The organism is Ilumatobacter sp. (assembly GCF_041688325.1).
Classification (GTDB): Bacteria; Actinomycetota; Acidimicrobiia; order Acidimicrobiales; family Ilumatobacteraceae; genus Ilumatobacter_A.
Genome location: NZ_JBDNIJ010000075.1, coordinates 1 through 12,766, shown reverse-complemented (window position 1 = coordinate 12,766; position 12,766 = coordinate 1). Strand labels below are relative to the sequence as shown.

General features: G+C 63.9%; 11 protein-coding genes. 4 read left to right on the top strand and 7 right to left on the bottom strand.

Annotated features, from left to right (window positions below; all coding sequences use genetic code 11):
* Positions 1–2,442 (top strand): proline dehydrogenase family protein (locus ACH2EI_RS05445; protein ID WP_395159369.1); only part of this gene is annotated, 2,442 nt, incomplete at its 5' end.
* 44 nt (positions 2,443–2,486) lie between these two features.
* On the opposite strand, the gene ACH2EI_RS05440 is transcribed toward ACH2EI_RS05445, so the two are convergent.
* The 4 genes from ACH2EI_RS05440 to ACH2EI_RS05425 all read right to left on the bottom strand — a co-directional run bounded on the left by ACH2EI_RS05440 (position 2,487) and on the right by ACH2EI_RS05425 (position 6,382).
* Positions 2,487–3,662 carry a trans-sulfuration enzyme family protein gene (locus ACH2EI_RS05440; RefSeq protein ID WP_395153811.1) on the bottom strand — a complete coding sequence of 392 codons (1,176 nt, stop codon included), beginning with the start codon at positions 3,660–3,662 and terminating at the stop codon, positions 2,487–2,489.
* Positions 3,663–3,805: 143 nt separating this feature from the next.
* Entirely contained in the window at positions 3,806–4,672 is an 867-nt protein-coding gene (locus tag ACH2EI_RS05435; RefSeq protein ID WP_395153810.1) for a dimethylarginine dimethylaminohydrolase family protein, read from the bottom strand.
* Between the two features lie 16 nt (positions 4,673–4,688).
* Positions 4,689–5,510 (bottom strand): inositol monophosphatase family protein, encoded by an 822-nt coding sequence (locus tag ACH2EI_RS05430; RefSeq protein ID WP_395153809.1) that lies wholly within the window; start codon positions 5,508–5,510, stop codon positions 4,689–4,691.
* Positions 5,510–6,382, bottom strand: coding sequence for an enoyl-CoA hydratase/isomerase family protein (locus tag ACH2EI_RS05425; protein WP_395153808.1), 873 nt, complete (start codon positions 6,380–6,382; stop codon positions 5,510–5,512). Before ACH2EI_RS05425 ends, ACH2EI_RS05430 begins: the two co-directional genes overlap by 1 nt.
* Positions 6,383–6,433: 51 nt before the next feature.
* On the opposite strand from ACH2EI_RS05425, the gene ACH2EI_RS05420 reads away from it, so the two are divergent.
* Positions 6,434–7,633, top strand: a complete 1,200-nt coding sequence (locus tag ACH2EI_RS05420; RefSeq protein WP_395159367.1) for an MFS transporter — start codon at positions 6,434–6,436, stop codon at positions 7,631–7,633.
* Here ACH2EI_RS05420 and ACH2EI_RS05415 read toward each other — a convergent pair.
* The 3 genes from ACH2EI_RS05415 to ACH2EI_RS05405 are packed head-to-tail and all read right to left on the bottom strand — an operon-like array spanning position 7,598 to position 10,517.
* Positions 7,598–8,374 carry a trypsin-like peptidase domain-containing protein gene (locus ACH2EI_RS05415; protein ID WP_395153806.1) on the bottom strand — a complete coding sequence of 259 codons (777 nt, stop codon included), beginning with the start codon at positions 8,372–8,374 and terminating at the stop codon, positions 7,598–7,600. The genes ACH2EI_RS05420 and ACH2EI_RS05415 overlap by 36 nt on opposite strands.
* Positions 8,371–9,495, bottom strand: a complete 1,125-nt coding sequence (locus ACH2EI_RS05410; RefSeq protein ID WP_395153805.1) for a Gfo/Idh/MocA family protein — start codon at positions 9,493–9,495, stop codon at positions 8,371–8,373. The genes ACH2EI_RS05415 and ACH2EI_RS05410 overlap by 4 nt, the downstream gene beginning before the upstream one ends.
* A gap of 32 nt (positions 9,496–9,527) precedes the next feature.
* Complete coding sequence (locus tag ACH2EI_RS05405; RefSeq protein ID WP_395153814.1) at positions 9,528–10,517, bottom strand: LacI family DNA-binding transcriptional regulator; 990 nt, start codon at positions 10,515–10,517, stop codon at positions 9,528–9,530.
* A 246-nt stretch (positions 10,518–10,763) separates the two neighbouring features.
* Here ACH2EI_RS05405 and ACH2EI_RS05400 point away from each other — a divergent pair, with 246 nt between their 5' ends.
* Complete coding sequence (locus ACH2EI_RS05400) at positions 10,764–11,675, top strand: sugar phosphate isomerase/epimerase family protein (protein WP_395153804.1); 912 nt, start codon at positions 10,764–10,766, stop codon at positions 11,673–11,675.
* Positions 11,676–11,687: 12 nt separating this feature from the next.
* Positions 11,688–12,722 (top strand): substrate-binding domain-containing protein, encoded by a 1,035-nt coding sequence (locus ACH2EI_RS05395; protein WP_395153803.1) that lies wholly within the window; start codon positions 11,688–11,690, stop codon positions 12,720–12,722.
* Positions 12,723–12,766: the final 44 nt, after the last annotated feature.

The following is a 12,766-nucleotide window of genomic DNA, read 5'->3' as shown; positions in this document are numbered from 1 at the left end:
GAGCGCGTCGGCGCCTGGGCTGTGCAGCGTCGCACCGAGGGTGGCGGCACGGTCAAGGTGCGCCTCGTCAAGGGAGCGAACCTCGCCATGGAGTCAGCCGAGGCCGAACTCCACGGCTGGATCGCCGCCCCGTACGGCAACAAGGCCGATGTCGACGCCAGCTACAAGCGGCTGCTCGACTCGCTACTTCGCCCCGAGTGGGCCGACGCAATCCGCATCGGAGTGGCCAGCCACAACCTGTTCGACATCGCGTGGGCGATGATCCAGATCGACAAGGCCGGCGCGACCGATCGCGTGGTATTTGAGATGCTCGAAGGCATGGCTCCCGCACAGGCGCGAGCAGTGCAGGCCGCCGCGGCCGAGGCTGGCCTTGGCAAGTTGCTGATGTATTCACCGGTCGTTGCCGAAGCCGACTTCGACGCGAGCCTCGCCTACCTCGGCCGCCGCCTCGACGAGAACACACAGGCCGACAACTTCCTGCGGTCGCTCTTCACGCTCACGGTCGACTCTGCCGAGTTCAACCGTCAGGCTGCCATGTTTCGCACGTCGGTTGCCCGCCGCCACGACGTGTCGACCGATCATCGTCGTCGGGCGGCGCCACGGCCCGCCGACCGATTCAGCAACGAGCCCGAGAGCGACTTCACCGATGCAGGTTTGCGTGTCGAGATCGAAGCGGCGATGTCGTCGGTCGCCCTGGTCGCGCCACCCAGAATCGGCACGACCGACGAGATGATGGTTGTCGTGCAGCGTGCCGTAGCGGCAGCAGCAGAACACGCGACGATCGAGGAGCGCCGAACGTGGCTGCAGGCAACGGCCGACGTGATGCGCCACGGATGGGTCGACACCATGGCGATCATGGCCGCCGAGACTGGCAAAACAATCCACCAGGCTGACCCCGAGGTCGCGGAAGCGATCGACTTCTGCGACTACTACGGCACGGTCGGTGTCGCCGGGCTCGAACGGCTGATCGCTGACGGCTTCGATGTTTCGCCCCGAGGCGTCGTGGCAGTCGTTGCTCCGTGGAACTTCCCGTATGCCATCCCGACCGGTGGCGTCGCATCAGCCCTGGCAGCAGGCAACGCTGTGATCCTCAAGCCCGCTCCCGAAGCAGTTCACGTCGGCGCACGGATCGCCGAGCAGTTCTGGGCCGCCGGCGTTCCGGCCGACCGCTTACAGCTCGTCATCTGCGACGACGGCCCCGTGGGGAGCAGCCTTGTCACCCATCCCGACATCGACACGATCACACTGACCGGGTCACACGAAACCGCAGCCATGTTTCTCGACTGGCGCCCCGAGGTGCGTGTGCTCGCCGAGACGAGCGGCAAGAACGCCCTGGTCATCACCGCAGCGGCCGACATCGATGAGGCAATCGCCGACCTGGTGAATTCATCGTTCGGCCATGCAGGGCAGAAGTGTTCGGCGGCGAGCCTCGCAATCGTCGAGGCATCGGTCTACGACGATCCGACATTCGGCATCCGCCTCCGCGACGCAGTCCAGAGCCTGCGGGTCGCTGAGCCATTTGACCTCTCGTCGATGGTCGGTCCGATCATCGGTGCACCGAACCCGGCACTGCGCCGTGCGTTGACAACCCTCGACGCCGGCGAATCGTGGCTGGTCGAACCCGCATGCCTCGACGCCGACCGTCACCTCTGGGCCCCTGCGGTGCGCATGGGAGTCCAACCCGGATCGTGGTTCCATCGGACCGAGTGCTTCGGCCCGGTACTGGGTGTGATTCGTGCTGACGACCTCGGCCATGCGATCGAGATCCAGAACGCCAGCGACTTCGGGCTGACCGGTGGAATTCATTCGCTCGACCCGAGCGAGATTGCCACATGGCTCGATCGCGTCGAAATCGGCAACGCCTATGTCAACCGCATGATCACCGGTGCAATCGTGCAACGCCAACCATTCGGTGGATGGAAGCAGTCGTCGGTCGGCGGCGGTCCGAAAGCGGGTGGTCCCGGCTATGTCCAGCAGTTCGCGCGTATTGCGGCCGGCATGTCGAACGTTGACGCTGCCGCGTCGTATGCGAACGCGTGGGCGAGTCAATTCGCTGTCGAACACGACCCGAGTGGCCTGACCTCTGAGTCGAATGTGCTGCGCTACTTCCCGGTTGAGCGCGTGATGGTCCGCCACGACGGCACCGACCCCGCAGCCATTGATTTGCTGCGACTCGCGGCTGCGACGACCGGCGCTGTCCTCGACGAATCGTCGACGGTCGATGAGTCAGACGACGAGTTTGTCGCTCGCCTCGGTGGAGTCGATCGAATGGGGTTGCTGACCGACTTGAGTGACGACGCCCGGCGCCTCTGCCACCAGGCCAACGTTGCCATCGACCAATCAGCTCCGGTGTGCGATGGCTTCATCGAGCTGTACCGCTGGGTGCGTGAGCAGTCGATCTCGCGCACCATGCACCGTCACGGCCGCCTCATCGCCCGCTGACGTTGTCACACTTTGGTCTGACCGGAGCGTGACAGGGCCGGGGCTCAGCCCGAGGTGGCTGCGAGTGCCTGCGCGAAGTCATTCAGTAGATCGGTGGTCTCTTCGAGCCCCACTGACACGCGGACCAATCCGTTACTGATGCCGGTGGCGGCTTGCTCGTCGGGGGTGAGGCTTGCATGTGTCGAGGTCGCGGGATGGCAGACGAGCGTTTCTGGGCCACCCAGTGAGGTCGCGCAGCGGGCGACTGCCACCGCGTCGAGGAACGATGCTGCAGCGGTCCGGTCTGGGACCTCGAACGACAGCACTGTGCCGTACTGCAGAAGCTGCCGGCTCGCGAGTGCGTGCTGCGGGTGCTCGGACAACCCGGGGTAATGCACAGCAATACAGGCCGGATGATCGGCAAGCATCACGGCCAGCGAACGTGCCGATTCGTTCTGCTGGCGAGTGCGAACTGCCAGCGTACGAACGCCGCGCAGGGCGTTGAGGGCATCGAACGGCGAGGGTGTCGAGCCATGCAGCACGGCATAGGCCCAGATCTCGTCAAGCAGTTCCCGCTCGCCAGCGATCACACCCAGGGTTGCGTCGTTGTGCCCGGCGATCCCTTTCGTTGCCGAGTGCAGGCTGAGGTCGACGCCGTACGCGAGCGGCTGCTGGCCAAGCGGGGTGGAGAACGTTGAGTCGACGAGCGTCAAGGGTCCGCGGATCGAACCGAGTTCGTCGAGGTCGGCCAGTTCGAGGCGCGGGTTCGACGGCGATTCGGCGATGACCAGCATCGTCTTGCCCGGGATGACAGCGTCGTTGAATGCTCCTGGCGTCGCAACGTCGACGAACGTGACGTCGATGCCAAAGCGCTGGCACGGACCCTGCAGGAACGCAAGGGTGCCGGCGTAGAGCTGGCGCTGCGCCACGATGTGGCTGCCGGTCGAACAGAGCGCCAACACCGTGGCGGCGATCGCACCCATACCGGACCCGAACGCCAACGCTGCTTCCGCGCCTTCAAGTTCGGCGATGGCGTGCTCGAACTGCTGGACGGTTGGGTTGGCGTAACGGCTGTAGAAATCGCCGTGGCGAACCGAGGTGGCTCGATGGTGAGCGTCGTCGAGGCCGTCTGATTCCCACGTACTCGATGCCCACAGCGCCGGGGCCAGCGAGTTGCCACTGTTGGCGCGCCCAGCCGAGATGGCGAGGGTGGCCTGAGAGAGAGGTGGCTGATCGCTCATCTCGACACGATACCCGACCAATGTGGTCGACTTTGTGGGCGTGGTCGCTGCAGCAGCGTCGGTTGCTGACCGGCTGGTGACTGGTTGCTGACTGGTTGCTGACTGGTCGCTGACTGGCGTACAGCTTCAACTCTGCCTTCAGATTAAAATGAACGGTGCAGAGGCAATGTACAGCAGCGGAAACTGCCACCCGTTTTGGGCGGTTCGCTGTAGGGCAGTTCGATAACGGTGATCCCGCGCGCCCGCATCTCGTCGTTGATGCGCTGCGATGTCGGCTGCGAGACGACCGTCTGCGGGTCAAGCGACAGCACGTTGGTGCCGAGCCGCTGCTGCTCTTCGCGGGTGACCTCGATGAGGTCGTACGTTTCACGGACGGTCGCTGGGACTTCACGCATCCCACCGGGATAGATGAGCGCGCTGTTCTCGCCGACGGGGAGGAACGAGCAGTCGAGGTGGAGAACGTCTTCGCCGTCGGTCAGGCCACGCAGGTTGATCGGCACGATCTCGTACTCGGGCACCAACTGCATGAGCCAGGCAGCCCCGGCAAGTGTGGTTCGCTGGCCGATGCCGACGAACACTTTGCCCTTATCGACAATGACGTCGCCGCCTTCGATAACGAGGTCTTCCGGGCCGAACAAAACCTTCGTGTGCGGGGAGAAGTGCTCGAACAGATGGGCGTAGCCGCGCCACTCGTGTCGCCTGCTCTTCGCCGCCATCGTGGTCACAACGAAGGTGTCACCAATCACGACGCCGATGTCGCGCGTCATCATCTGGTCGGGGATGTAGGGGAGCGGCCGAGGCTGATGCACGGTGACTCCGTGGGCCTCGATCACGGAGATGAACCCGTTGAGCTGCTCGGTGACCGCTTCCTTCGTGGGAGCGTCGGGACCGTCGTAGAACTTGCGTTGCGTCTCGTTGATGATCTCCGGCTCGACGTCCAGGAAATTGTCCGGATAGCCGACGATCACCGATCGAAGCGGTGCTGTTTCCGAGTCGACATGTACGTCCATCGAGCCGAGGTTACGCCTACGCGAGGAGGGCGATCACCGCGTCGTGCAGGTGGCCGTTCGAGCTGACGGCCGTGTCGTGCGCATAGGTTGCTTCGCCGAGACGGTCAGTGAAGGTGCCCCCTGCGGCTTCGACGATCGGCTTGATCGCGGCCAGGTCGTAGGCGGCGACACCGACGGCGTCGACCGCTACGTCCATTGCGCCCTCGGCAACAAGCATGTGTTGCCAGAAGTCGCCCATGCCGCGGCTGCGGCGGGCTTGCTGCTGGAGTGCAACCAGTTGATCGGTTTTGCCCAGTCGATCCCAACCGGAGTTGTGGGTGATGCTGATCTGGGCTTCGTCGAGTGCGGTGACGGCAGAGACCGCCATTGATCGCGTCGTGCCGGTATGCGATCGCACGTGTGCGCCCAGGCCGACGCCGCCCCACCAGCGGAAGCCGAGCGCCGGGGCAGACACAACGCCGAGTACGGCCTCGTTCTCATAGGTCAGTGCGATGAGCGAGGCCCACACCGGAATGCCGCGCACGAAACCGGAGGTCCCATCGATCGGATCGATCACCCAGCGCCACGGGGAGCTCTGGTTGCCGGCGGCACCGTGCTCCTCACCGAATGCACCATGACCTGGTCGTGCGCTGATGAGGGCGTCGATGATCAGCGTCTCGGCCTCACGATCGATCTCGGTCACTTCGGTTGCGTTGGTCTTCCAATCGACCGTGAAGTCGCGATCGATGAAGCGCGGCAGCGTGAACGCGTCGGCCGCGTCGGCGACGCTCAGCGCAAGTTCGAGTTCGCTCGCGAGCTGCTTGGCGAACTGCGTACCGAATTCGTCAGTGAGATCCATCAATCGGCAGTCTCGTCGGCTCGATGGAAGTTCGGCGCGCGCTTTTCCTTGAGCGCTGCGAGGCCCTCGGCAGCGTCAGGGCCGAGGAAGTTGAGCATCTCGTACGCGAGTGACGCCTCGAAGTTTGGAAGGGCCTGGCGGATCCAGTGGTTGAGCGCACGCTTCGTCAGTCGTGTTGCGTCAACCGGGCCCGCAGCAAGCTTGTCAGCGACCTCGAGTGCCGTCGTCATCACGTCGTCAGCGGGTACTGCCTTGGAGACGAGGCCGATTCGTTCGGCTTCCTTGCCGTCGACGAAGTCGGCAGTGAGCAGGTAGTACTTTGCCTTCGCCATGCCGCACAGCAGCGGCCAGATCGCCACGGCGTGGTCGCCGGCGCCCACACCGAGCCGAATGTGCCCGTCGGTCAGCTTGGCCGACTCGTTCATGATGCTGACGTCGGCCATCAAGGCCACGGCCAGCCCGGCCCCGACGGCAACACCGTTGATTGCCGAAACGATTGGCGTATCGCATTCGATCATCGTCCGGACGATGTCGCCGGCCTCTTTCATCACGCGCATCGTCTGGGCGTAGTCACCGACCTGTTCGCTGATCCAGTCGAGGTCGCCTCCCGCGGAAAAGGCCCGGCCTGCGCCGGTGATCACAACAGCCCGAACGGACTCGTCGTCGTGGATCGTGCGAAAGATTCGCGACAGCTGGAGGTGCACGGCGGCGTCGGTTGCGTTGAACTTGTCGGGGTCGTTCAGCGTGATGCGCAGCACACCTCCGCCCGATCCACTTGGCAGGTCGAACAGCAGTCGGTCGTATTCGGCGTAGGTGCCGAGGTCGATGTCTGATGGTCGGCTCTTCGGTGTCGGTGTTGATGTCGTGCTCACGGAGTCGCACGTTAGGAGATCTGTCTTGCACGCGACGTAGCGTCACCGCCGATGCAGGAACGGCTCCCAATCAGTCGACAGGTTGTTCGAATCGCGATTGGCATGTTCGTCGTCGCGTACGGCACGAACGTGTCGACGCCGTTCCTCGTGCTGTATAAGGACCGCCTCGACTTGTCGGCGTCGCAAACGATGGCGATCTTCGTCGTGTACGTCGTGGGCATTCTCGCCAGCCTCGTGCTCGGTGGGGCGCTCTCGGATCGTTTCGGTCGCCGCCCGATCGTGCTGCCGATGATGGCGCTGTCGGGGATCGCCTCGGTCGGCATGATCTTCGGGCGTGACGAGTTCATCGCGCTGCTCGTCAGCCGGCTCTTGCTGGGGGCGGCCAGCGGCGCAGTGCTCGGTGTCGGAGCAGCGTGGTTGCTCGAGTTGTTCGGCCCAGGCAACGAGCATCGAGCTGCGCTCACCACAACCTTGGTGTCGTTCGCCGGCTTCGGTGGAGGGGGGCCAGTCTCGGCACTCTTCTACTGGTTGTTTCCTGCGCCGCTGATCCTTCCATTTGTGTTGCACGTGGTCGCAGTCGTCGGTGCGATCCTCGTTGTTTGGCCGGTCGGTGAAACACATCGAGCGAAACCAGGCCATCGCATGAGGCCATCGTTCGGTGTCCCGGTTGCTGCGCGCCGTGCGTTCCTGCTGGTGATCCTTCCGGCAGTGATCTGGATGTTCGCGTTTCCCTCGATGGGGTTCGCTTTGTTCCCGGTGCTGATCAGCGATTCAGTCGAGGGTGGCGAGGTGGCGATCGCCGCGGCAGCAGGAGCCATTACCGCGTGGGGTGGCCTCGGTGCGAAGCCGATCGTCGGACGCCTCGGTGGTCGCGTGGCGTTGCCCATCGGAATGGCGTGTGGCACCCTCGGGTATGTGGTCGGCACCATCGCATTTCTCTCGAACCGCTGGCCGTTGGTGCTGGTCGCAGCACCGCTGCTCGGTGTGGCTTCTGGCGTGATCACGATGTCGTGCCTGGCACTTGCCGGGGGAATGGCGACAAACGAACAGCGTGGCTCGTTGACCTCGACGGTCTATCTGCTCGGCTATCCCGGGATGACCATGCCGCTCATCGTGACGTCGATCGGTTCGGCGCTCACGACCTCGACCGCACTGGTGATGGTCACCATTGTCGCAGCGGCGGCCACGGTGTTCGTCTTCTTTGCGGGGACGCGTTCAGGGGCACTGGCCGTTGGCAACACCGCCGGCTGATCGAGCCTCGATCAGTTCGCGCAGCTCCGTGTGGTCGGTCGCGAAGCCGACGGCATCTCGGTCTTTAGAGGTCGCGTAGATGATGCCGATCACTTCGCCGCTGGCGTCGACGACCGGTCCGCCCGATTGGCCGACGATGACATCCCCGTCGACTTCCAGACCGGTGCGTTGCACGACCTCGTCCGCGTAGATGTCTTCGATGTTGATCTTCAGCAGTCGTGTGACACCGACGATCTGTTGCGTGACACCGTCGGAGCGGCGCCAGGTGATCAAGGTGGCGGGTCCAACCCGAGCGGTGCCGATGCCGAGGGGCGGCGCGGTGAGCGTCGGGACGTCGAGCAGTGCGAGGTCGCTGTCCTTGTCGAAGCTGGTCACGGACGCGAGGTGTTCCTGACCTCCGGCATCGACAACAGTGAGTATCGATGCGCCGCGGACCGTGTGGGCGGCGGTTGCCACTTGGCCGGAACGCTCGACGACGACCCCGCTCCCGAGGCTGGCGACCATGCTGCAGCCTTCGGCAATCACTCCGACGCCACTTTCCACCAGGACGGCCGGCTCGGCTATGGCTGACGCGACGGGACCGGTCCCTGAGCTTGTTGCGGAGCTGGTGTCAGGCCCATCTGCGCCGTCGGGAGCGCAGCCCGTCAGCGCGACCAACGCGACCAAGACAGCTGTCGCGACAGATGCCGCGGCAGCTCGGTTGAGCGCTGGTGCACGCGTGCGGAGAGGTCTGGTGCTCATCTGGCGTCGAGTAGGCGCCCGTCGGTTGCTGCGCTTTTGGCCGCCAACTCGAGCAGGTGCTGGACTCGGGCGCCTTCGGCGAGGTCCGGAGCGAGCTCGCTGCTGATTGGAACGCCATCGCGCACGGCATCGGCCCACTCACCGATCATCGCACGGTTGACCCGGAACACATCGCGGTAGGTGTCGTGCACGCGATCCCGGCGCGCCTCGCCCCAGATGTCGTCGGGGATCGGCATCACTCGCGTTGGTCCGGTGGAGCCGGCTGCAAGGCCGCGTACTTCCTGCACCGTCGACCAGTCGTTGAGCGAATAGAGGGTGCCGTTGGTGCCGTGGAGATCGAGGTGATGCGTCTGCCCGAAGTCGGTGCCTTCCCAGCACACAGCGCTGACCTGGAGCGTGCCGTACGCGCCGTTCTCGAACCGGACGGTCATCTGCGCTGAGTCTTCGCTGCGGTCGTAATCAGTGCCGTCAGGCCGGAGTTCTCGATTGACGAAGGTGGAACTGATGCAGCCGATCTCGGTCACTTCGCCGAGCAGCCAACGCGCAACATGTAACCAGTGAGAGCCCAGGTCGCCGAGCACACCCGACCCTGCGAGTTCGGTGTCGAAGCGCCAGCTGTACTCGGCGTCTCGGGCGAAGCCGGTGAAGTAGCGCATGTTGAGGTGGAACGGTTGGCCGACGAAACCGGTGTCGATCAGACGTTTCACGTACTGGAAGTTCGGCATGTAGCGATACGTGAACGGGACCAGGGTGGTGGCGCCAGATAGGGCCGCGGCGTCGGCCATTGCGTGCGCAGCCGCGACGGACGTGGCGATCGGCTTCTCACACAGAACGTGCAAGCCACGTTCGATGGCGAGCAGCGTGAGCGGTTCGTGGCTGTCGTTCGACGTTGCGATGATCACTGCATCGAGACGTTCGGGGTCGAGAAACTCGTCGCTGTCGACGGTCCACCACGGCACGTTCCACTCGGCAGCCAGCGCCTCGGCCTTGGCTGGAGTTCGGCCGCAGAGCCCGACGATCTCGACGTCAGGATGTGCTGTGAGTGCCGGCAGGTACATCGAGTCGGCCCACCAGCTGGTGCCGAGGATGCCGACGCGGACAGGAGAGTGCGATGTGGTCATGGTGGTCTCTTCTCGGTGCGTGGAGTCGGCCGTCAGCTGGCCGGTGGAGGGCCGCTCGTCGACCGGCAGATCAGTTCAGGGTCAGCGACGTGGTGAGTTGCTTCGGTCCGGTTGCCGTCGAGGCGTTCCAGCAACAGGTCGATGGCTGCTCGACCCAGTTCTTCGGTCGGCTGGTTGATGGTGGTGAGCGATACGTGGTGCATTGCTGCGAGCGATGTGTTGTCGTAGCCGACGATCGACACGTCGCCGGGAACATCAAACCCAAGATCTTCGACGACGTCGAGGGCGCCGACAGCGCTGAGGTCGTTGCCTGCGAAGATCGCCGTGGGGCGTCGATCGTGTTGCATGAGCACATGTGCGGCCTTGCGCCCACCGGCCTCGCTGAAATCGCCGCCGACGACGTGGATGTGTTGGCCGAGGCCATGTGCATGCATTGCTGCGCGGTAGCCGGCCCGGCGTTCGATGACGCCGGCACCGCGTCCGCCGTCGATGTGGGCAATGCGTTCGTGGCCGAGGGCGACGAGGTGATCGACGACGAGCCGAGCACCGACGTGGTCGTCGGTGTTCGCCGTGTCGAAGACCTCGCTCGATGATGTCCGGCCGACGACCACGATTGGCGCCGTTCGAGACGTGTGCTCGAGCAAGTCGTCGCTCTGCATCGAACCGGCGATCACGAGGCCGTCGGTGCGGAACTGCAAGAAGGTCTCCACCGACCGCTCCTCGCCGAGTTGGGAATGGCTGCCGTTGCCGATCAGGAGCCGGTAGTCGTTGTCGTCGGCTGCGGCCTGAAGGCCGTCAACGATTTCTGCGAAGAACGGGTTGTGGAGGTCGTTGAGCACGACGCCGATGGTCTGGGTTCGGCGAGACGCGAGATTTCGTGCCAACACATTGGGGCGGTAGCCAAGTTCGTCGGCAGCGGCGAGGACGAGTTGGCGCCGGTAGTCGCTGACGTTGGGGGCGTCGCGCATGACGAGCGAGACCAGTGCAGTCGACACGCCCGCCAGCTCTGCCACCTGTTGCATCGTCGGTTGTGCCACGGTCCACCTTTCTTGTCTGTGCGCGTTCGCGCTCGTTAACGCGTCTGACTCGGTCGTTTTGGTCGCCCGAAGGTCGGAGTCTTGTGTGCTCTCCGCTTGACAAGGCGTTGTGCCCCCAGTCATAGTTGGGGCGCTCTCACATTAGAGCGCTCTAATCCATTTTCGTCAAGTCACACGTTTCCAGCATCCGCTCAAACTGGTCTTGGCCGTTTCCTCAAAGGGACCACACCGATGTCGATCATGCAGCGCCTCGCAGGTGCCCCCATTTCCTGGGGTGTCTGCGAAGTCCCCGGTTGGGGAATCGAACTGTCACCTGATCGGGTGCTCGGCGAGATGCAGCAGCTTGGGCTGTCGGCGACCGAACTCGGTTCCGATGGCTATTTGCCCACCGATCCGGCTGAACTGAAAGATCTCTGTCAGCAGTACGACCTGACGATGATCGGCGGCTTCGTTCCTGTGGTCATTCACGAGCAGAGTGAAGAGCAGGCAACCATCGACGCAACGCATCGTGCGGCCAAATTGATGTCCGCTGCAGGCGGAACAATCTTCGTCTCTTCGCCTGTCACCGACTGGAATTGGGGCCCGCGCCGCGAACTCGATTCGTCAGATTGGCAGCAAGGTGCCAAGATGTTGTCGGTTATCGACGACATCGTGGGGGAGTACGGCATGACGCAGGCAATGCATCCGCATCTGCGCACCATCGTGGAAACGCGCGAGGACATCCTCAACGTGCTCGAATACTCCGACGTCGGCTGGACCTTCGACATGGGCCACATGCAGATTGGCGGCATGGATCCACTGGAGTTTCTCGACTGCGCATTTGATCGCATTCAGCACGTTCACTTGAAAGACGTCGTGATGGACAAGGCTCTGCCAGTCTTGCGCCACGAGCAGTCGATCATGGAGGGCGTGCAGGCCGGGATGTTCTGCAACCTGGGACGCGGCGACGTTCCCATCGGTGCAATCGTCACCGAACTCGAAGCTCGCGGGTACGACCAATGGTACGTACTCGAACAAGACGCTGCCATCACCTCGGATGAACCCGAGGTCGGTGCCGGCCCCATTCTCGATGTTCTTGCGAGCATCGGGTTCCTCACGGGGGTCGAGGCATCCGCCTCGACTGACGAGGAAATCCACACCTAACAAGGGGAGAACATGAAGACATCAAAGAAGCTGCTGGCACTCCTGCCCGCACTCGCACTCGTTGCCGCATCTTGCGGCGGCTCCGACAGCAGCAGCGAGGGTTCCACCGACACCGCTGCATCCAGCGATTCGGCGGCACCCGCTGAAACCAACGCTCCTGAAGAGGTCGATCAGACCCAGGCCGGCGACCTCACGTTCCACATGATCACCCACTCCGACGACGGCCCGTTCTGGTCCGTACTGAAGCGTGGCGCAGACGCCGCTGCCGCCGACCTCGGTGTCACACTCGTCTGGAAGCCAGGCGTCAACGACGCACAGGTCATGGTCCAAGACATCGAAGCTGCGATCGCAGAAGGCTCCGACGGCATCGCCGCATCGCTGCCCGACCCCGACGCACTCGTTGGCCCGCTCCAGGCAGCCGTCGCAGCCGGCGTCCCGGTCATCACGCTCAACTCGGGCTCGAATGACTACCAGGCAATCGGCGCGCTCACGCACGTCGGTCAGAGCGAAGTCATCGCTGGCAACGGCGCAGGCCAGCGGTTCAACGACGCTGGCGCGACCAAGATCCTCTGCGGTCAACAGGAGCAGGGCAACGTTGCCCTGACCGAGCGCTGTGAAGGCCTCGCCGAGACCTTCTCAGGCGAAGTCGTCATCGAATTCATGGGTCTCGACGCCGACACGACCGAGCAGCAGAACACGATCAACGCTGCTCTGGCTGCCGACCCCGACATCGACGGCTTCATGGGCGTTGGTCCGGTCATCACCCTCTCGGGCCTGCGCGCCGCGCAGGACCTCGGTCGGGACCTGACCATTGGTGGATTCGACCTCACGCCGGAACTGATCGGCGAGATCGAGGCCGGCAACATCGCCTTCACCGTCGACCAGCAGCAGTACCTCCAGGGTTACATGCCTGTCCTGCTCCTGTTCCTCAATGTCACCAACCAGAACACCCTCGGTGGCGGCCTCCCCATCCTCACGGGCCCCGGCTTCGTGACTCCGGACAACGCCGCACAGATCCTGGCGCTCAGCGAAGTGGGCACCCGCTGATCCATCAGCAATACCTGAATACCTGAATACCTGAATACCTGAAT

What these genes read in the sequence shown, in the direction of transcription:
- ACH2EI_RS05440 (WP_395153811.1), bottom strand. Translation starts at nt 3,662, where the DNA reads ATGAGCGATCAGCCACCTCTCTCTCAGGCCACCCTCGCCATCTCGGCT.
- ACH2EI_RS05435 (WP_395153810.1), bottom strand. Translation starts at nt 4,672, where the DNA reads ATGGACGTACATGTCGACTCGGAAACAGCACCGCTTCGATCGGTGATC.
- ACH2EI_RS05430 (WP_395153809.1), bottom strand. Translation starts at nt 5,510, where the DNA reads ATGGATCTCACTGACGAATTCGGTACGCAGTTCGCCAAGCAGCTCGCG.
- ACH2EI_RS05420 (WP_395159367.1), top strand. Translation starts at nt 6,434, where the DNA reads ATGCAGGAACGGCTCCCAATCAGTCGACAGGTTGTTCGAATCGCGATT.
- ACH2EI_RS05415 (WP_395153806.1), bottom strand. Translation starts at nt 8,374, where the DNA reads ATGAGCACCAGACCTCTCCGCACGCGTGCACCAGCGCTCAACCGAGCT.
- ACH2EI_RS05410 (WP_395153805.1), bottom strand. Translation starts at nt 9,495, where the DNA reads ATGACCACATCGCACTCTCCTGTCCGCGTCGGCATCCTCGGCACCAGC.
- ACH2EI_RS05405 (WP_395153814.1), bottom strand. Translation starts at nt 10,517, where the DNA reads ATGCAACAGGTGGCAGAGCTGGCGGGCGTGTCGACTGCACTGGTCTCG.
- ACH2EI_RS05400 (WP_395153804.1), top strand. Translation starts at nt 10,764, where the DNA reads ATGTCGATCATGCAGCGCCTCGCAGGTGCCCCCATTTCCTGGGGTGTC.
- ACH2EI_RS05395 (WP_395153803.1), top strand. Translation starts at nt 11,688, where the DNA reads ATGAAGACATCAAAGAAGCTGCTGGCACTCCTGCCCGCACTCGCACTC.